General features: G+C 48.6%; 18 protein-coding genes. 9 read left to right on the top strand and 9 right to left on the bottom strand.

The window, feature by feature from the left end; genetic code table 11:
* Positions 1-12: 12 nt before the first annotated feature.
* On the top strand, positions 13-1,869 hold the full coding sequence (locus tag DWY57_RS05075; protein WP_119961421.1) for a ChbG/HpnK family deacetylase: 1,857 nt from the start codon (positions 13-15) through the stop codon (positions 1,867-1,869).
* A gap of 99 nt (positions 1,870-1,968) precedes the next feature.
* On the top strand, positions 1,969-2,181 hold the full coding sequence (locus tag DWY57_RS05070) for a hypothetical protein (RefSeq protein ID WP_005834731.1): 213 nt from the start codon (positions 1,969-1,971) through the stop codon (positions 2,179-2,181).
* Positions 2,182-2,287: 106 nt separating this feature from the next.
* Here DWY57_RS05070 and DWY57_RS05065 read toward each other — a convergent pair whose 3' ends face one another.
* From DWY57_RS05065 to pta, 3 genes are all read right to left on the bottom strand, one after another.
* Entirely contained in the window at positions 2,288-3,688 is a 1,401-nt protein-coding gene (locus DWY57_RS05065; RefSeq protein WP_117600264.1) for an alkaline phosphatase, read from the bottom strand.
* 180 nt (positions 3,689-3,868) lie between these two features.
* Positions 3,869-5,065: an acetate kinase gene (locus tag DWY57_RS05060; RefSeq protein ID WP_117600263.1), complete on the bottom strand. Its 1,197-nt coding sequence runs from the start codon at positions 5,063-5,065 to the stop codon at positions 3,869-3,871.
* A 21-nt stretch (positions 5,066-5,086) separates the two neighbouring features.
* On the bottom strand, positions 5,087-6,106 hold the full coding sequence (gene pta, locus DWY57_RS05055; RefSeq protein ID WP_117600262.1) for a phosphate acetyltransferase: 1,020 nt from the start codon (positions 6,104-6,106) through the stop codon (positions 5,087-5,089).
* 322 nt (positions 6,107-6,428) lie between these two features.
* Between pta and DWY57_RS05045 the strand changes: the two genes are divergently transcribed.
* From DWY57_RS05045 to DWY57_RS05030, 4 genes are read left to right on the top strand one after another with little or no spacing between them, the layout of a single operon-like run.
* A complete protein-coding gene (locus DWY57_RS05045; protein WP_117600260.1) occupies positions 6,429-6,767 on the top strand; it encodes a CidA/LrgA family protein in 339 nt (112 codons plus the stop codon).
* Entirely contained in the window at positions 6,764-7,459 is a 696-nt protein-coding gene (locus DWY57_RS05040; protein WP_005824898.1) for an LrgB family protein, read from the top strand. Before DWY57_RS05045 ends, DWY57_RS05040 begins: the two co-directional genes overlap by 4 nt.
* 52 nt (positions 7,460-7,511) lie before the next feature.
* Positions 7,512-8,426 (top strand): DUF2156 domain-containing protein, encoded by a 915-nt coding sequence (locus DWY57_RS05035; protein ID WP_119961420.1) that lies wholly within the window; start codon positions 7,512-7,514, stop codon positions 8,424-8,426.
* Between the two features lie 35 nt (positions 8,427-8,461).
* Positions 8,462-9,478, top strand: coding sequence for a GNAT family N-acetyltransferase (locus tag DWY57_RS05030; RefSeq protein WP_117600258.1), 1,017 nt, complete (start codon positions 8,462-8,464; stop codon positions 9,476-9,478).
* 2 nt (positions 9,479-9,480) lie between these two features.
* On the opposite strand, the gene DWY57_RS05025 is transcribed toward DWY57_RS05030, so the two are convergent.
* The 4 genes from DWY57_RS05025 to folP all read right to left on the bottom strand — a co-directional run bounded on the left by DWY57_RS05025 (position 9,481) and on the right by folP (position 14,083).
* Positions 9,481-10,800: a TldD/PmbA family protein gene (locus DWY57_RS05025; RefSeq protein WP_117600257.1), complete on the bottom strand. Its 1,320-nt coding sequence runs from the start codon at positions 10,798-10,800 to the stop codon at positions 9,481-9,483.
* 22 nt (positions 10,801-10,822) lie between these two features.
* The gene (locus tag DWY57_RS05020) at positions 10,823-12,361 is read right to left on the bottom strand and encodes a TldD/PmbA family protein (RefSeq protein ID WP_117600256.1); all 1,539 of its coding nucleotides are present in this window, start codon (positions 12,359-12,361) and stop codon (positions 10,823-10,825) included.
* Positions 12,362-12,440: 79 nt separating this feature from the next.
* Positions 12,441-13,205, bottom strand: coding sequence for a diadenylate cyclase CdaA (gene cdaA / locus DWY57_RS05015; protein ID WP_005824908.1), 765 nt, complete (start codon positions 13,203-13,205; stop codon positions 12,441-12,443).
* Between the two features lie 26 nt (positions 13,206-13,231).
* On the bottom strand, positions 13,232-14,083 hold the full coding sequence (gene folP / locus DWY57_RS05010) for a dihydropteroate synthase (protein ID WP_117965599.1): 852 nt from the start codon (positions 14,081-14,083) through the stop codon (positions 13,232-13,234).
* Between the two features lie 184 nt (positions 14,084-14,267).
* Between folP and murF the strand changes: the two genes are divergently transcribed.
* The gene (gene murF / locus DWY57_RS05005; RefSeq protein ID WP_117600254.1) at positions 14,268-15,566 is read left to right on the top strand and encodes a UDP-N-acetylmuramoyl-tripeptide--D-alanyl-D-alanine ligase; all 1,299 of its coding nucleotides are present in this window, start codon (positions 14,268-14,270) and stop codon (positions 15,564-15,566) included.
* Between the two features lie 2 nt (positions 15,567-15,568).
* Here the strand turns inward: murF and DWY57_RS05000 are convergent, their stop codons facing one another.
* Positions 15,569-15,952, bottom strand: a complete 384-nt coding sequence (locus DWY57_RS05000; RefSeq protein WP_005824913.1) for a VanZ family protein — start codon at positions 15,950-15,952, stop codon at positions 15,569-15,571.
* 103 nt (positions 15,953-16,055) lie between these two features.
* On the opposite strand from DWY57_RS05000, the gene DWY57_RS04995 reads away from it, so the two are divergent.
* Both DWY57_RS04995 and DWY57_RS04990 read left to right on the top strand, forming a co-directional pair.
* Positions 16,056-17,423, top strand: coding sequence for a sodium-dependent transporter (locus tag DWY57_RS04995; protein ID WP_119961419.1), 1,368 nt, complete (start codon positions 16,056-16,058; stop codon positions 17,421-17,423).
* 6 nt (positions 17,424-17,429) lie between these two features.
* A complete protein-coding gene (locus DWY57_RS04990) occupies positions 17,430-18,380 on the top strand; it encodes a helix-hairpin-helix domain-containing protein (protein ID WP_119961418.1) in 951 nt (316 codons plus the stop codon).
* 62 nt (positions 18,381-18,442) lie between these two features.
* Here the strand turns inward: DWY57_RS04990 and DWY57_RS04985 are convergent, their stop codons facing one another.
* A complete protein-coding gene (locus DWY57_RS04985; protein WP_117600251.1) occupies positions 18,443-19,102 on the bottom strand; it encodes an ABC transporter ATP-binding protein in 660 nt (219 codons plus the stop codon).
* Between the last annotated feature and the right edge of the window lie 32 nt (positions 19,103-19,134).

Raw genomic sequence — 19,134 nt, 5'->3', positions numbered from 1 at the left:
CCATTACCACCCATGAAACCTTTAAGACTGAAAAACATGATTGCCGGATGCCTGCTCGCAGCAGGAGCATTGCCGGTATGGGGACAATCCGGCGCCCCGACACTTGTCATCCGCATTGACGATCTCGGTGCCCTGCATTCCGTCAACGAAGCCTGCATCCAGACCTACCGCTCGGGTATTGCCCGCAGCGTGGAAGTGATGCCCGTAGCAGCCTGGTATCCGGAAGCCATCAAGATGCTGAGAGAAAATCCGGGACTGGACGTCGGCCTGCACCTCGTCATCACCAGCGAGTGGGAGAACGTGAAGTGGCGTCCGCTGACCCACTGCCCCAGCCTGACGGACGAGAACGGCTATTTCTACCCGATGATGTTCCCTAACCCCGCCTATCCGGGACAGTCCATCATGGAGCAGAAATGGGACATCAAGGAGATAGAGCAGGAGTTCCGCGCGCAGATAGAGACGACGCTGAAAAGCATTCCGCAACTCAGCCATCTGTCCGGACACATGCTCTCCACCGGTTTCAGCAAGGAAGTGAACGAGCTGGTGCAACGGCTCGCCAAAGAATACAACCTGCCGTCCATCGACCGCATGGACTCCTCCAAGGACTACCGGTTTACCTACATCGGGTACGACGGCCCCAAAAGAACCGCCGAAGAAAAGGAGGCCAGCTTCATCAAAGCATTGGAGAAGTTGCAACCGGGCCAGCGCTACCTTTTCTTAGACCACCCGGCACTGGACAACGATGAAATGAAAACCGTCTTCCACATCGGATATGAGGACGTGGCGCTGGACCGCCAGGGAGTGACCGACCTGCTGACAAGCCCCCGCGTCCGGAAAGCCATTGAGGACAAAGGCATAAAGCTGATTTCCATCAACCAACTGACCAAGGGCCTGCCCCGCGCCGCCGCTACTCCGAAGCTGGACAAGGCCATGAACAGATATCTGGATGCCGTAAAGAAAGCCGGACAAGACCTGCACAGTATCATGATTGTGCAACACGGCAATGTCATTGCCGAAGAATGGATGGGCGAAGGGAAAGAGGATGAGCCTCACATCCTGAACTCCGTCAGCAAGACATTCATCGCCACCGCCGTGGGACTTGCCGCCTCCGAAGGCAGGCTGAAGCTGACGGACAAGGTTATCTCCTTCTTCCCCGACAAGCTTCCGGCAACCGTCAGCGAAAATCTGGCAGCCATGACCGTACGCGACCTGCTGACCATGAACTGCGGGCACGACACCGACCCCACCGGAACGGTACGCAAAAAGGCGGACGCCGATTGGGTGCAGGAGTTCCTTGCCTTCCCCGTGGAGCACAAGCCCGGTACCTTCTACACCTACAACAGCCTGGGAACCTACATGCTCTCAGCCATCGTACAGAAAGTGACGGGCGAGAAAGTGGTGGATTATCTCTATCCCCGTCTGTTCCGCCCGCTTGGCATCGTCAACGCCCGGTGGCAGGAAAGCCCGCAAGGCATCAATACCGGAGGCTGGGGGTTGTACCTCAAAACGGAAGACCTTGCCAAGATGGGACAACTGTTCCTGCAGAAAGGAAACTGGAACGGACAGCAGATTCTGCCCGAAGAATGGGTAAAGGAGGCATCTGCCTGCCAAGTGCCCTCACTGCCCGCCGGCATGAAACCGGAGATGCTGAAGAAAGCGAAGATGAGCGCCAAGACAAGCGACTGGCTGCAGGGCTACGGCTACCAGATGTGGCGCTGCCGCCACAACGCCTACCGTGCCGATGGTGCCAACGGACAATACATACTGGTGTTGCCGGACAAGGATGCCGTCATTGCCGTCACCGCCAACATCCCCGACATGCAGGCAGAGCTGAATCTAATATGGAAGTACCTGCTGCCCGCGCTATAAAACGTTTATTCTTATAAACGATTACGAAAAAGTGAAGGTCACCGGAACTTTTTCCCGGCATGGTTGTAGTAACATCATAACATTAAAAACATTAGCGTCATGGATGATATGATTTACAGAAACGACCCGATTGCCGAAGAGAACATAGACCCGCACGGACGTCCGGCAACGGATGAATTCGAGGAATGGAGCGAAGAGGTCTCCGAACGGACAGATACCGGATACAAGGACCAGAAGGTAAAATCCGCCAGGGAACGGGAAAAACGTATCCGAGAGATGGATGAAATTATAAAGAAGGATCTTAAGGAATAAATTGACAGTCACCACTGATACACAGATTCTCACAGATTATCCCATTATACTTGATATCAGGGCTTCCAATCTGTGAGAATTCCGCATAATCTGTGGTGACTTTTTATTATTTGTATCCGCCAGCCTTGGCTATGCGTTTCGGGATTTCCGTGTTGTCCATCTTACCCACGAACAGCTTGGAGCCTGCACCTACTGCGAATACCGGCACATATCCGGCTGTATGGCCACCGCTGGTCCAGCCTACCATGGCAATCTGGCTCATTACCTTCTTGGCGGCAACGGCCAGGGGCTCAGTCTTGGCATAAAGACTTTCCTCAAACACTACATGCTTGTTTACGAATGATTCTTCGTAAGCATCACGCAGCATCTTCTCCTGCTCCCAGTTCACCGGCAGTTCTTTCCAGAAACCCATCTTTTCTGCCAGGAATTCCTTCATTTCCGGCCAGTTGATAACCTTGCGCATCTTGCGTAAGTCCGTGATGGAACGTGAAAGGATATCCTGAGACTGCTTCTGCTTGGCAAGGGCTTTCAGTTGAAGCTCGTACTTACCGGTACCCAGCCCCAGACCACCGGTTTCATGGTCGGCTGTTACCACAATCAGCGTTTCTTTGGGATGCTTCTTATAGAACTCGTAAGCCACCTTGATGGCGTTATCCATATCCACCACTTCCTCAAAAGCTGTGGCAGGGTCGTTTCCGTGGCAGGCCCAGTCAATCTTTCCACCTTCAACCATCAGGAAGAAACCCTTGTTACTACCTTTGGTCAGGAAAGAGATGGCGCTCTCGGTAATTTCGGCCAGCGTCAAGTCGCCTTCCTGGCGGTCGATGGCATAGGGCAGGCAAGAAGGCTCTGCACCTTCTTTCTGGATAAGAATCATCTTGTCTGCCTGGGCAGACTTCGACTTGTATTCGTCAAGGCCTCTTGCAACGGTATAGCCGGCTTCTTCAAAGATAGGGAAGATGCTCGGAGCCTCTTTCTTGTCGGCAGTAGTAGTCGGTTTCAAGAAACCACCGCCTGCATAGAAGTCGAAACCGGCTTTCGGCAGGTCGAGGGCTATCTCGTAATACATGCCACGGTCCGGCTGATGGGCATAGAATGCGGCGGGAGTAGCATGGTCCACGCTGACGCTGGTAGTTACCCCAACTTTCTTACCGGACTTTTTAGCTCTCTCGGCCACACTCTGGAGCACACTCTTATTATCGTCCATACCGATAGCGCCGTTGTAAGTCTTAACACCGGTAGCCAAGGCTGTTCCAGCAGCAGAAGAGTCAGTCACAGAGTTGGTAGCAGAGAAGGTAGTCGCCATGCTGGCAACCGGGAAAGAAGTGAACAGCAAAGGCTTTACACCGATGCGCCCTTCTTGTTCGGCCAGATACATCTCCGTACCGTTCACCTGGTTCACACCCATTCCATCACCGATGAAATAAAACACGTACTTCGCCTGCTGGGCATAGGCCATGCCGCTGGTCAGCAGTACAAAGAACAACACATACATTAATCGTTTCATAAGCAGTTCTTATTTAAAGTTATTCGGAAAATTGCCTTTATTGTTTTTAACCGAGTAACAAAGATAGCAATTTTAAAGGATTCGGAAAACATTTCGCCCCTACAAATACATTACATATTTGCAGGGGCGAAACCACATCCGGACTCCGGGAAGCCGGAACCGGGAGATATTACAGCGATATTACTTCTTCAGAATATCCATCGTGTCCGAAGCAATCATCAGCTCCTCGTCAGTGGGGATTACCACTACCTTCACCTGAGAATCTTCGGTAGAAATAACCATTTCTTCACCACGTACTTTGTTCTTCTCAGCATCCAGCTTTATACCCATGAATTCCAGGCCTTCGCATGCACCCCAGCGGGCACTTGCCTGATTCTCACCGACACCACCGGTAAATACTACGATATCCACACCACCCAAAGCAGCGGCATAGGCACCGATATATTTCTTGATACGGTAGAAGTACATTTCTTCAGCCAGGACAGCCTTCGGATTACCGGCAGCTACGGCATTTTCCAGGTCGCGCATGTCACTGGATTCACCGAAGATACCCAGCACACCACTCTTCTTGTTCAGGAGGTTGGATATACCGTTTACATCCAGACCTTCCTTTTCCATAATGAAGGAAACAGCACCGGCATCGATATCACCGCTGCGGGTACCCATCATCAGCCCCTCAAGCGGAGTCAGGCCCATGCTGGTATCCACGCACTTGCCGTCCTTAATGGCAGTAATGGAACCGCCGTTACCGATGTGGCAAGTGATAATCTTCTTTCCTGCCGGCTCTACACCCAGGAATTCGCAGACGCGCTGTGATACATAACGATGGGATGTCCCGTGGAAACCGTAACGGCGTACACCATACTTTTCATAAAGCTCATAAGGCACGGCATATAAATAGGCATGCTTCGGCATGGTCTGGTGGAAAGCCGTATCAAATACACCAATCTGCGGAACATCCGGCAGAATAGCAGATATTGCATTTACACCCTTCAGGTTAGCAGGATTGTGGAGCGGAGCCAGGTCGTTGCAGGCAGTGAAGGCGGCAAGCACTTCCGGCGTCAGTCGTACAGACTCGCTGAATTTTTCGCCTCCATGCACCATACGGTGGCCTACGGCATTGATTTCGTCCAAAGACTTGATGGCTCCATATTCAGAGTTTGTCAAGGTGTTCAGAATAAATTCCACACCTACAGTATGTTCGGGAATATTCTTTTCAAGAATCTTCTTCTCACCGCTGGGCAAGGTGAACTTCAGGAAAGAGTCTTTCAAACCAATTTTTTCAATACCACCCTGGGCGATAACTTCCTTCCGGTCCATATCAAACAATTTGTACTTGATGGACGAGCTACCGCAGTTCAATACTAAGATTTTCATATTATATATCAGATTTAGAAGTTATTCAGCGTTCTTTTTGGCTGCAATAGCCTGATTTGCAGTAATGGCAATCATGCGATAAACGTCCTCGATGGAGCAACCGCGTGAAAGGTCGTTCACCGGACGGGCAATACCTTGCAGGATAGGACCTACAGCATCGGCATGTCCCAGACGTTGTACCAGCTTATAGGAAATATTACCCACCTCAAGACTGGGAACAACCAGTACATTGGCATGTCCGGCAATGGAAGAACCCGGAGCCTTGCTTGCACCTACTTCCGGCACCAAAGCAGCATCGGCCTGCAACTCACCATCGATGGCAATGTCGGGAGCCATTTCCTTGGCAATCTTCAATGCCTCAACCACTTTATCCACCACTTCGTGCTTGGCAGAGCCCTTGGTAGAGAAGCTCAGCATGGCAACTTTCGGATCGAGACCGGCAACTGCCTGAGCTGTACGTGCCGTACATACGGCAATCTGTGCCAATTGTTCTGCATCGGGCACCGGAGTCACAGCCACGTCACCCATCACCAGGATGCCGTTCTTTCCATATTCAGGAGCATGCGTCAGCAGCAGCATGGCACCCGAAACGCAAGTGATGCCCGGAGCAGTCTTGATAATCTGCAAAGCAGGACGAAGTACATTGCCCGTAGTGTTGCGTGCACCTGCCAACTGGCCGTCAGCATCTCCATTCTTTATAATCAGACAGCCTAAATAAAGCGGGTCGACAACCAGCTTGCGAGCCTCTTCGATGGTCATGCCTTTCTTCTTACGAAGTTCGCAAAGCAACTGGGCATATTCTTCTTTCTTAGGATGATCTTCCGGGTCGATAATGGTAGCCTTATTGATGTTCCCCAATCCCCACTCTTTGGCACAAGCCTCTATCTCAGCAGGTTTTCCAAGGATAATCAAGTCGGCCACCCCATCAGTCAATATCTGATTGGCAGCTTTCAATGTACGTTCTTCCGTACCCTCGGGAAGAACAATTCGTTGGCGGTTTGCTTTGGCGCGCTCAACAATTTCATTAATTAATCTTTGCATGATATTTTAATTGTCTATTAAGAATCGGCAGTATGTGTTATTCACGCCGCAAAAGTACACAATTTTGCAATATCTACATTGCAAATGTCGGTCTTTTTACTGTTCAGTCCATAATTATTATATTATTTAACATTAGCTGTTCCCCGCATTCGTGTGTACGCGCACGTACCCCTCTGCAACAAACAATTACCCGTCCGGCAGGAATAACCTACCCGACTCTGCAAACGACATGAAAAAAATCAGGTTATAACGATAACAAGCAATACATAGAATACCTACCTTTGCAGCGTTTTCAACATATAACAATAGGTATTATAATAGTATGATTCGTCAATGCGCCATCCTTTTCGGATGCTTAGCTTTGGGTGAACTGATTGTTTTCCTTACAGGTATCAAGTTGCCTTCCAGCATCATCGGTATGTTGCTGCTCACCCTATTCTTGAAATTGGGTTGGATTAAACTGCACTGGGTGCAGGGTATGTCCGACTTCCTGGTTGCCAACCTGGGCTTTTTCTTTGTACCGCCCGGTGTAGCCCTCATGCTTTACTTCGATGTCATCGCCTCCGAGTTCTGGCCGATAGTAACCGCTTCCATAATCAGCACCCTGCTGGTGATTGTAGTCACCGGATGGGTTCACCAACTAACACGTAAAATCAAATGAACTTTTTAGAAAACGAATTTTTCCTATTGGCTGTCACCTTCGGGATTTTCTTTCTAGCCAAACTCCTGCAGAAAAAGACCGGCATCATGTTGCTGAACCCCATCCTGCTGACAATCGCCATCCTCATTGTCTTCCTGAAGATGACACATATCAGTTATGAGACCTACAATGAAGGAGGACATCTGATAGAATTCTGGCTAAAGCCCGCTGTTGTAGCTCTGGGCGTCCCCCTATACCTCCAATTGGAAACGATTAAGAAACAACTGCTCCCCATCATGCTGTCACAACTTGCCGGCTGCATTGTGGGAGTTATCTCTGTCGTGCTGATAGCTAAATTGATGGGGGCTTCCGACGAGATAATCTACTCCCTGGCACCCAAGTCGGTCACTACGCCGATAGCCATGGAAGTAACCAAGTCGCTGGGCGGCATTCCCTCACTTACCGCCGCCGTAGTGGTCTGCGTAGGCTTACTGGGAGGAATACTGGGCTTCAAGACCATGAAACTGACCCACATCGGCAGTCCTATGGCACAAGGCCTTTCCTTGGGAGCCGCCGCCCACGCGGTAGGAACTTCCACTGCCATGGACATCAGCCGCAAATACGGCGCATTCGCCAGCCTCGGCCTGACCCTGAACGGTATCTTCACAGCATTGCTGACCCCAACTATCCTGCGATTATTAGGGCTACTCTAACAAAATCTTCTTATTTTTGTTATCTATAATCATAACCAACTAAAAACAACGTATGATTTCATTTAAAGATATCGAATTACAAGACAAAAAACTGATTACCTCCTATACACAGAACAGTCCGCGACGGAATTGCGACCTCTCTTTCTCCAACCTATGCAGCTGGCGTTTTCTATACAATACAAAGTTTGCCATCATGGACGGCTTCCTCCTATTGAAATTCTGGGCAAGCGACGAACTGGTGTACATGATGCCGATAGGCAACGGAGATTTGACAAAAGTACTGGACGCACTGGTCGAAGACGCACACCGGGAAGGAGAACCTTTCTGCCTGCTGGGAATATGTTCGGGCATGTGCTCGGAACTGGAAGCCTTCATGCCCGGAAAATTCCAGTTCACAGCAGACCGGGATTATGCCGATTACCTCTATCTGCGTACAGAGCTCGCTACGCTTGCCGGAAAGAAATTCCAGTCCAAACGGAATCATGTCAACAAATTTAAACGCACCTATAATTACGAATATACTCCCATCACTCCCGACCGCATCCAGGAATGTCTGGACCTGGAAGCTGAATGGTGTAAGGCCAACAACTGCGACCAGCATGAAGGAACGGGCAACGAACGTCGCGCACTGGTCTACGCCCTCCACAATTTTGAAGAACTGGGACTGACCGGAGGCATCCTGCATGTAGACGGCAAAATTGCCGCCTTCACTTTCGGAATGCCCATCAACCAAGATACCTTCGGGGTACATGTGGAAAAGGCCGATACCAGCATAGACGGAGCATACGCAATGATTAACTATGAATTTGCCAACCACATCCCCGAACAATATGTCTACCTCAACCGTGAAGAGGATTTGGGTATTGAAGGATTGCGCAAGGCCAAACTTTCGTACCAGCCTGCCATTATTCTGGAAAAATACGTGGCATGTCTGAAAGACGAGCCGGTGGAAGCGATTAAGTGGTGAGAGTAAGGATTAAGGATTAAAAGAATAAGGGATTGATGATGCGGGAAAAGGTAAAGAAGCTATGGAAGCTCTGTTTCAATGATAGTGAGGAATTTACTGAATTATATTTTCGGCTCCGCTACAACAATGATATCAATATTGCCATCCAAAGCGGCGAAGAAGTGATTGCCTCCCTACAAATGTTGCCTTATCCTATGACGTTCGAAGGAGAAGATATTCATACAGCCTATATATCCGGCGCCTGCACACACCCTGATTACCGTAACCAGGGCGTAATGCACGAGCTGTTATCACAAGCCTTTGCACGGATGCTACACAATAATGTCGCCTTATCCACCCTAATACCGGCAGAACCGTGGCTGTTCGACTACTATGGCCGTAGCGGTTATGCCCCCGTATTCCGCTATGCCGAAGAGACCTTTATCGCTTCCGGTACACCGACAGCCGATACGGGCCTTACTTTGGAAATGTCTGCCGAATATACTGAAAAAAGATATGAATATCTCGACCGGAAATTGCGGGAGCGCCCTTGCTGCATCCAGCATACGGAAGAGGATTTCCAGGTTATCATTGCCGATTTACAACTGGGACAGGGCTTCGTTTGCACATTGAGCAATGGGGAGGAAATCACGGCTTTGGCCATTACCTATCCGATAGGGAAAGCCAACTGGCGCATTGGAGAAATCGTGTCGGATACTCCCGCAACAAAAACTTTACTGCTTCAACATATCTGCCAAAGCCTGAATCTCCCGTCCATCCGGGTTCTCACTCTTCCCGCTACCGGTGAAAGCCAACTTTTGGGCATGGCACGCATCATCAATGCCAAAACCATGCTGCAACTCTATGCTACGGTCCATCCGGAACTGGAACTCAGCATTCATCTTACTGATGAGCAAGTCAGTGCCAATAACGGTTACTACTACCTCAACAATGGTAAATGTATGAATAGTGCCAAGCGTCTGCCAGGCAGCCACTTGGCACTTACAATCGGTGAACTCACCGAAAAAATATTTGCAACATCAAGCCCATATATGAGCTTGATGTTGAACTAGCATTACAATCCGCTGAAGTCGACTCCCTCAAATACCAACGAAGGAATCTGCCATGAGCGGTTTGGTTGAGGGTCATTGCCCACAGCAACCAAGGAATTCCACAAAGCAACCATGTTACCCGTCACATTCATTTCGTTGACAGGCTGTGTCAGCTTACCGTCTTCAATAAGAAACCCCTCTATACCATAAGAGAAGTCACCGGTACTGCTATTGCTGTTACCGCCATTGAAGCCCGTAACCAAAATGCCTTGTTTAACATCTGCCACCAACCCGTTCAGGTCTTTATCACCCGGTGCCAGAATCAGGCGTGAAGGCGTACTGATAGTAGGAGCCATATTCATCTTCTTACCATTGTAGGTATCGATGAAATAAGTTTTCAGCACACCCTTATCAAAGACAGTGCGGGGTTCAGTAGCCACACCCTCATTATCGAAGTAGCGCGAACCGTTTGCACCGATGACATGCGGCTCGTCACGCAACGTGAAGAGGTCCGAAGCCACCTTCGCATCCAGCTTGTCCATCAAGAAGGAATTCTTTTGTTGCAGAGCACTGCCATACAATGCACTTAGCATCGGGCTGAGCAGATTTCCCACATTCATAGGGTCAACCACCATTGTATATTTACCCGACTTTGCTTTCTTCTGTCCCAGCTTGCGCAATACGCGTTCCAATGCCTTGGCACCGATTCCCGTCTTCGTCAATTTATCATAGAACAGAGCCGAGTCGTACCAGTAATCCTGAGGACGCGCTTCACCTTCTCCCTTAATGGATACACTGGCTGAGACAGAGAACCAGGTACTCTTCGACTCGCCTTCAAATCCGTTGCTTATCAAACGATAGGAAGAACCCTCACCATCACTATAAGAAGAATCAACCGAAATGATACGCTCATCCTTGCCCAATACCTCCTCTGCAGCAGCACGGGCAATCGCCACTTTATCATCCGGGTTGACTTCATAGAGTTTCTTATCAAAAAGCTGCAAGTCAGGCTTGCCTCCTTTATAGTAGCGTGCAGGGTCGGCCAGCATACGCGACTCATCCACCGCCAGATAGCGGGTAGACTCTATACCATTCGTGATAAGAGTTTCCAATTCTTTCTTATCCAGCCGATTGGTGGAAAAAGAGCCGAAACGTCCGTCCACATAAAGATTCAATCCCAAACCATTCTCCGTAGACTGCTGCAAACGGTCCATTTTGCCGTCACGCAGTTCAAAAGAAGAATTAGAATTTGTATATAGCACCAGTTTGGCTGCCTGGCAACCGTTCTTCAAGGCATATTCCATTGCCCATTGTGCCAATTTCTTATTGTCGTCTGTAATCATGTCTTTAATTGATAGTTGATAATTAACTTTCTCCTCCTACAGTCAGCTTGCTGACTAGTGCCGATGGCATACCGCAGGTAACGGGACAAGACTGACCGTCTTTACCACAAGTCCAAGTACCGTTGTCAATCTTATCGTTATTTGCCACCATCGTGATGTCAGCCAATGCTTTCGGACCATTACCGATGATATTTATATCCTTGACGGGCTGCGTCAGCTTGCCATCCTCAATCAAGTAACCCGACTTCACAAAGAAGGTAAAGTCTCCGGCACCGATTTGCACCTGGCCATTGGTAAACTGGTCACAATAGATACCTTTCTTCACGGTGGAGATAATGTCCGCTTCCTTCATATTGCCGGCTTCCATATAAGTGGCACGCATACGGGGGATAGGAGTATTACGGAAAGTATCGCGACGTCCGTTTCCAGTAGGATCCACCCCATAATGCTTGGCACTGATGCGGTCGTGCAGATAACTGGTCAGGATACCTTCCTTCACGATATAGGTTTTCTGACCTTCCACACCCTCATCGTCGAAATTCACGGCTCCACGATTGAAGGCGATGGTACCGTCATCCACCACGTTGATATGCTCATCGCACACCTTCTTTCCCAAAAGGTCGCAGAAAATGGAAGTACGTTTACGGTTGAAGTCAGCCTCAAAAGCATGTCCTATGGCTTCGTGCAACAAGATACCCGAACCGCCAGCCCCCATCACGACGGGCATTTCGCCACCTTTGGGTTTCACAGCCTTGAACAAGATAGCAGTCTTATCCACCGCCTCACGTGCAATAATATCCACGATGTCATCCGTCATGAATTCAAAACCCTTGCGGTAAGAACGACCGGCATAACCGTTCTCCATCTTTCCATTCTCTTCCATGATGCAGACTGCCATAAAAGAAACCATCGGACGGTAGTCGTAGTAGCTCACGCCCTCGGAATTACAGAACAGCACGTGCGATGTACTGTCAGAAAGAGAAGCCTGCACCTTACGTACACGATTGTCCAAAGAGAAAATCTTTTCGTTCAGCTTTTCTAAATAAGGTATTTTTGCCTTGACACTCACGTCCTCCCAAGGTTCAGTGACGGCATAGCGGCTTTTGGCAATTGTCTTTTCCGTCAGTCCTACAGATTTTCCGGCCTTGCCCGAAGAGGCGATACGGGCAGCAGTACGTGCAGCACGCAGCATTTCTTCCATAGTTACCCCTTCCACATAAGCATAACCCGTCTGGTCGCCTGCCAATACGCGTACGCCCATACCGAAGTCAATGTTAGCTCCACAGTTGTTTACTTTGCCGTCCATCAGAACCACACTGTTGTTGAATGTGTGTTCAAAATAAAGGTCAGCATAATCGCCGCCTTTTTCCAGAGCGGCAGCCATCACTTTCTTCAAGTCAGCCTCCGTCACACCGAAGTGAACCATTGCCGAAGCTACGGCAGACTGATTATCTGCTCCTCCTAAAGCTCCGCGTACTGACGCAGGCATAGCCAACGAGGGTACTGCCAGCGAACCTAACATCGCCAGACTTCCCGTCCGCAAGAAATTTCGTCTATCCATCCTTTTCAGTTATTAGTTATAAGATATTGTTTTTTATATCATAGTTATATGACGTAAAAATAGGAGATTTTGTCACACCTCAGCTTTCCTTTGTTAACAAACTTTCCAATTCCTCTGCATTCAGACGCAGATAGAATTGTCCTTTGTAAGCCACTGAAATGCCTCCGGTCTCCTCCGATACAATGATGGCATGCGCATCAGACACCTGGGAAATCCCCATGGCAGCACGATGCCTCAGCCCCAGTTCCTTAGGAATGTCCAGATTATGGGAAACAGGCAGGATACATCCCGCCGCTTTGATACGTTTCTTACTGATAACCATCGCTCCATCGTGCAACGGACTGTTCTTAAAGAAAATATTCTCAATCAGACGCTGGTTTATATCGGCATTGATAATCTCTCCCGTACGCACCACATCATCCAAAGGCAGATTATGTTCAATGACAATCAGGGCACCAACCTTCTGCTTCCCCATACTGATACATGCCATTACCACCGGCATGATGTCGTCATGTTCCAGCTTCTCTTTCTTGTTACCGGTGAAGAAGCGCACCAGCGCACTGGCATGCTGATGCGAGCCGAGTGTCAGCAAGAAGCGCCGTATCTCGTCCTGAAACAAAATGATAAGCGCCAGCACGCCTACACTGACCAGCTTGTCGAAGATAGAACCGAGCAATTTCATCTCCAGCACCTGCGATACCACCAGCCATATCAAGATAAACACCAGGATACCCGTAAACACATTTATAGAACCGGAGGCTTTCATCAGCTTATACGTATAGTACAGCAAAAAAGCCACTAACAGAATATCTATAAAATCTTTTATTCCAAATTCAAAAAACACGATATCGAATGATTAGGGGTTAGGGACTAGGAATTATTTCGCATAGCTTGCACAATCCGTACGGTTTCCACGGCTTCTTTCACGTCGTGTACGCGGAGAATGTCAGCACCTTTCAGCAGACAGATGGTATCGAGCACCGTAGTACCATTCAGCGCCTCCTGAGGAGTAATGTCCAACAAGCGGTATATCATCGATTTACGTGAAACACCTACCAATAAAGGCAACTCAAAAATACGGAAATCTTCCAGATGGGACAGCAATTCATAATTATGCTCTATTGTCTTTCCAAAGCCGAAACCGGGGTCCAGAATGATGTCTTTCACACCTAAGTCACGCAATTGCTGCACCTTGCGTGCAAAATACAAGAGAACCTCTTCCAGAAGATTGTCGTAATGAGGATGCTGCTGCATACTTTGCGGAGTGCCTTGCATGTGCATCATAATATAAGGCACATTCAACGCCGCAACGGTATGGAACATATCCGCATCCATCTCACCGGCCGCAATATCGTTGATGATGGCAACCCCATACTCCTCCACACACATTCTTGCCACATCCGCCCTGAAAGTGTCTACCGACACCACAGCATCCGGCTGTATCTCAAAAAGTATTTTCAGCCCCATACGCAGCCGTTCCATCTCCTCCCGGGCAGAGACATTGTCGGCATTGGGACGGGAAGAGTAAGCGCCTATATCAATAATGGCCGCTCCCTCCGAAACTATCTGTTTCACCCGGCGTACTATTTCCGCCTCTGTCTGTGTACGGCTACCGGCATAAAAGGAATCTGGAGTAACGTTCAGTATGCCCATGACACGGGGTTGAGAAAGGTCAAGCAGCGAACCGTTGACATTTATATATCGGGCAGTTGTAATTTCCATAGGCAGTCTGTTCTATATAGTACCTGCAAATGTAAACAAAAAAGTGGTTTCAAAATACATAAACTCATAAAACTGATAAGTTTTTTGCTTGTACCCGGGAAGGGAGAGGATTAAAACTATATCTTTGCACGATGGTTTACCACAGATTACACAGATTCACACAGATTGATTTAATTATAAAGTCATGAATATAACAGCTATACATCAGATATTCCTAACATGTACCAGTGTCACTACTGACAGCCGTAACTGCCCCCAAGGTTCTTTATTCATTGCACTGAAAGGCGAGTCGTTCAACGGAAATGCCTTTGCCGCCCGGGCGCTGGAAAGCGGAAGTGCTTATGCCATAGTAGATGAAGAAGCCTATGCCCCCGCAGGCGATACACGATACATCGTGGTGGAAAACAGCTTGAAAACCTTGCAACAACTTGCCAATTACCACCGTCGGCAGATGCGTACACCCATCATCGGCATTACGGGTACAAACGGAAAGACCACTACCAAGGAACTGATGTCCACCGTACTTTCGCAAACTCACAACGTGCTCTATACCTTGGGAAATTTGAACAATCACATCGGTGTTCCTCTCACCTTACTCCGCCTGCGCCCTGAACACGAACTTGCCGTAGTGGAAATGGGCGCCAGCCACCCGGGAGACATCAAGGAGCTGGTAGAGATAGCCGAACCTGACTACGGAATCATTACCAACGTAGGAAAAGCCCATCTGGAGGGATTCGGCTCTTTTGAAGGAGTCATCAAGACCAAAGGAGAGATGTACGACTATCTGCGGACGCGGAAAGAAGCTACCATCTTCATCCATAACGACAACCCCTACTTGAAAAAGATAGCCTACGGACTCCACCAGATTGCCTACGGCAGCGAGGACGAGCTGTACATCAACGGACACGTCACCGGCAATTCTCCTTACCTCACCTTCGAGTGGAAAACGGGAAACGAAAGCAAATATCACGAAGTACAAACCCAACTTATCGGTGAATATAACTTCCCCAATGCTCTGGCAGCTGTCACCATCGGACATTTTTTTGGTGTGGAACCGGAGCAAATAGATAAAGCACTGGCCGGATATACCCCACAAAACAACCGTTCACAACTGAAAAAAACAGCGGACAACACACTGATTATCGATGCCTATAATGCCAATCCCACAAGCATGATGGCTTCCATCAGTAACTTCCGGAACATGCAGGCCAAAAACAAAATGCTGATATTGGGAGATATGCGGGAATTGGGTAAAGACAGTGCCGACGAGCACCAGAAGATTGCAGACTATCTGGAAGAATGCGGATTCAAGGACGTAGCTCTTGTTGGGAAATTGTTTGCCGCCACACGCCACTCTTATCAGAGTTATCCCGATGTAACCGCACTCATCGCAGAGCTGCAAAGAGAGAAACCTTGTGGGAAAACAATTCTGATAAAAGGGTCGAACGGCATCAAGCTAAGTTCCGTAGTTGAATACTTATAATCCTATTTCATCCTTGGCCTTAAAATGAAATAGCCGACCATTGATGCAAGCACCGCTCCCGTGGTATTGGCCGCAAAATCCAGCCAGTCTCCGCCGCGGTATGTCGTGCAGTATTCTTGCAGCAACTCCACCATTCCGCTGAACAAAACGGGACAGACAAACGCCCCTGCCCATGCATGCCATAAAGGGGCGTTGTCTCTCCGGTGAGCGCGAAGAAACTCCAGCCACAGCATTCCCGACATGCCGAAATACATACAGATATGCACCACCTTGTCTATATTGGGAATCTTGCTTATTTCTGTAGAAGGCGGTTTAAAGAATGAAAGATAAATCACCGTCAGAATAATAAAAAGCGACACCGGATATTTCTTAATATAATATAGCATATACCAAATAATCAACGAACTGTGCGCAAAAGTACAGAACATTTTCTATATTTGCATGTTTTAGGTGGTATTAATAACGAATTGAAAGAAAAATCTACGTTTTATGACAAAAAGTGACAGAGCCAACTTCGGAAGCAAATTAGGTGTCATACTTGCCTCGGCAGGCTCCGCAGTCGGTTTAGGTAACATCTGGCGTTTCCCGTTTGAGACCGGGAATCACGGAGGTGCAGCATTTATCCTTGTATACCTGGTTTGCGTGCTCATTCTCGGCATCCCCATCATGATTGCAGAATTCCTCATCGGCAGGCGCTCGCGTGCCAATACGGCAAGGGCTTATCAAAAATTAGCACCCGGCACGCATTGGCGCTGGGTAGGACGTATGGGCGTACTGGCAGGATTCCTTATTCTGGGATATTACTCCGTTGTGGCAGGATGGACACTTGAGTTTATCGGGGAAGCAGCCACAAATAGTTTTGCCGGGAAATCGGCAGCCGATTTCATCGCATCCTTCAACAGCTTTGTCAGCAACCCCTGGCGTCCGGTCATCTGGCTGGTGCTGTTCCTGCTGGCCACCCATCTCATTATTGTCAAAGGAGTGGAAAAAGGTATTGAAAAATCAGCCAAAATCATGATGCCGATGCTGTTTGTCCTATTGATAATCCTTGCCATCTGCTCTATATCTCTGCCCGGAGCAGGAGCAGGTATTGAATTCCTGCTGAAACCGGACTTCAGCAAAGTGGACGGCAATGTGTTCCTTGGAGCTATGGGCCAGGCATTCTTCTCCTTGAGCTTGGGGATGGGATGTCTCTGTACATATGCCTCCTATTTCCGCAATGATACGAACCTGCCCAAAACGGCACTCAACGTGGCCGCCATCGACACTATGGTAGCTATTTTGGCAGGATTCATCATTTTCCCTGCCGCCTTCTCTGTGGGTATCAAACCGGATGCGGGTCCCAGCCTGCTATTCATCACCCTACCGAATGTCTTTCAGCAAGCGTTCGGCAATATTCCCTGGCTGGCGATACTGCTGTCTCTGATGTTCTATATCCTACTGGCATTGGCAGCACTTACTTCCACCATTTCCCTGCACGAAGTGGTAACCGCCTATCTGCATGAAGAGTTCAAGTTCTCACGCAGCAAAGCAGCCAGATATGTGACAACAGGTTGTATTTTCTTAGGAGTATTCTGCTCACTGTCTCTCGGTATCGGCAAGAGCTATACCGTATTCGGGTTAAACCTATTCGATTTGTTCGATTTTGTAACGGCCAAGCTAATGTTACCGTTAGGCGGTTTGTTCATTTCCATCTTCATAGGCTGGTATCTGGACAAGAAAATCGTATGGGAAGAAGTCAGCAACAACGGCACTCTGAAAGTATCCGTCTACAAGCTATTGATATTCATCCTGAAATACATTGCTCCTATAGGAATTGCACTGATTTTTATCAATGAACTGGGTTTTCTGAAATAGGCCATCATGCAGAACCCCTTCAAAGAATTCCTTTATTTCTCCCAGGGAGAAAGGCGCGGAATACTGGTTTTGATTACCGGCATCATTCTCGTCTTTCTCTCCGGGTATATTTATATATACCAAAGAGAACACCGCCCTCTCTCCGATGAAGCAATCCGGCGGCAGGCCACTGCCATGGCAGAATACGAATCGTTCATCGCATCCATACAAGAAAAGGAACAAAAATGGGACAACAGACTTAATTCTTCCTCTCCAAAACAACCGACAACCGTCTCCCTGGTCCGTTTCAATCCCAATACTGCCGACGCCGTTACTTTTTGCCGACTGGGACTGCCCGGATGGATGGCGCGGAACATACTCCGCTACCGTAGTAAAGGAGGGAAGTTCCATAAGGCAGAAAATTTCCGGAAAATATATGGAATGACAGAAAAACAATATCAGACACTCCTGCCCTATATCCACATCACTCCGGAAGACACAGAGACAAGAACCGTCCAGTTGTACAACTCTCCTTCGAGTAATAATAGCGCTGCTACTTCCCGAATTGCACCGGAAAAATATCCGGCTGGAATCCTTGTCGACCTAAACCGCACCGACACCACAGAGCTGAAGAAAATACCAGGCATCGGTAGCGGCATTGCCCGTCTAATCATCGGTTACCGGCAACGCTTGGGAGGGTTCTACGACATCACGCAACTACAAGAAATCCATTTGGACACCAGCCAATTGCAGTCTTGGTTTTCCATCGACACCCGAGCCATCCGCCTCATCAACCTGAACCATAGTAGCATAGAGAGGCTGCGCAACCATCCTTACATCAACTTCTACCAGGCAAAGGCCTTTGTAGAATACCGAAAGAAGAAAGGCGACCTTCATAGCCTGAAACCTTTTGCACTTTACGAGGAATTCTCCGATACCGACTTAGAGAGAATCAGCCACTACATCTGCTTTGAATAACATGCCACTCTCTCAACGAGGCAAACCACCATATCGAACTTGGAAAAACCGCACTGACAGGCTCAGACCATTTTATTGATTTCCCCGTCTATCAGATGTATCGTCCGGTCGGTGAGCTGCGCCAGTCCTTCATCATGGGTTACGATAACAAACGTTTGTCCGAAACGGTTACGTAAATCAAAAAAGAGCTGGTGCAGTTCTTCCTTATTATGGGTATCCAAACTGCCGGAAGGTTCATCTGCCAGCACCACTGCCGGATGATTAATGAGAGCACGGGCCACCGCCACACGCTGCTTCTCACCTCCCGACAACTCATTCGGTTTGTGGGAGGCACGTTCGGCAAGCCTCATGAATTCAAGAATTTCCGTAGCTGCTTCCTTGGCTTCCTGCTGTCCTTTTCCGGCAATAAAGGCCGGTATCATTACATTCTCCAAAGCCGTAAACTCCGGCAGAAGTTGGTGGAACTGGAACACAAAGCCGATATGCCGGTTGCGGAATGCGGAAAGTTCCCTCTCCCTCATACGGTTGACTTGTGTACCGTCAATAACCACCGAACCGTCATCCGGCATGTCCAACGTACCCATGATTTGCAGCAAGGTAGTTTTACCCGCTCCACTAGGGCCTACAATGCTGACAATCTCCCCTTTCTCTATCTCCAGGTCAATACCCCGTAACACTTGCAGGTTACCGAAACTCTTGGTTATATTCTCTAAATGGATCACTAGGCTATTTACAATTTGACAATTTACTATTT

Origin of the sequence: Bacteroides sp. AF25-5LB (assembly GCF_003602965.1) — a bacterium.
GTDB lineage: Bacteria > Bacteroidota > Bacteroidia > Bacteroidales > Bacteroidaceae > Bacteroides > Bacteroides uniformis.
Note: the sequence above shows the minus strand (reverse complement) of the source record. Positions and strands in the feature narration are given on the sequence as shown.

Coding starts and splice junctions, on each gene's coding strand:
- DWY57_RS05075 (WP_119961421.1), top strand. CDS start 13: ATGAAACCTTTAAGACTGAAAAACATGATTGCCGGATGCCTGCTCGCA.
- DWY57_RS05070 (WP_005834731.1), top strand. CDS start 1,969: ATGGATGATATGATTTACAGAAACGACCCGATTGCCGAAGAGAACATA.
- DWY57_RS05065 (WP_117600264.1), bottom strand. CDS start 3,688: ATGAAACGATTAATGTATGTGTTGTTCTTTGTACTGCTGACCAGCGGC.
- DWY57_RS05060 (WP_117600263.1), bottom strand. CDS start 5,065: ATGAAAATCTTAGTATTGAACTGCGGTAGCTCGTCCATCAAGTACAAA.
- pta (WP_117600262.1), bottom strand. CDS start 6,106: ATGCAAAGATTAATTAATGAAATTGTTGAGCGCGCCAAAGCAAACCGC.
- DWY57_RS05045 (WP_117600260.1), top strand. CDS start 6,429: ATGATTCGTCAATGCGCCATCCTTTTCGGATGCTTAGCTTTGGGTGAA.
- DWY57_RS05040 (WP_005824898.1), top strand. CDS start 6,764: ATGAACTTTTTAGAAAACGAATTTTTCCTATTGGCTGTCACCTTCGGG.
- DWY57_RS05035 (WP_119961420.1), top strand. CDS start 7,512: ATGATTTCATTTAAAGATATCGAATTACAAGACAAAAAACTGATTACC.
- DWY57_RS05030 (WP_117600258.1), top strand. CDS start 8,462: ATGATGCGGGAAAAGGTAAAGAAGCTATGGAAGCTCTGTTTCAATGAT.
- DWY57_RS05025 (WP_117600257.1), bottom strand. CDS start 10,800: ATGATTACAGACGACAATAAGAAATTGGCACAATGGGCAATGGAATAT.
- DWY57_RS05020 (WP_117600256.1), bottom strand. CDS start 12,361: ATGGATAGACGAAATTTCTTGCGGACGGGAAGTCTGGCGATGTTAGGT.
- folP (WP_117965599.1), bottom strand. CDS start 14,083: ATGGAAATTACAACTGCCCGATATATAAATGTCAACGGTTCGCTGCTT.
- murF (WP_117600254.1), top strand. CDS start 14,268: ATGAATATAACAGCTATACATCAGATATTCCTAACATGTACCAGTGTC.
- DWY57_RS05000 (WP_005824913.1), bottom strand. CDS start 15,952: ATGCTATATTATATTAAGAAATATCCGGTGTCGCTTTTTATTATTCTG.
- DWY57_RS04995 (WP_119961419.1), top strand. CDS start 16,056: ATGACAAAAAGTGACAGAGCCAACTTCGGAAGCAAATTAGGTGTCATA.
- DWY57_RS04990 (WP_119961418.1), top strand. CDS start 17,430: ATGCAGAACCCCTTCAAAGAATTCCTTTATTTCTCCCAGGGAGAAAGG.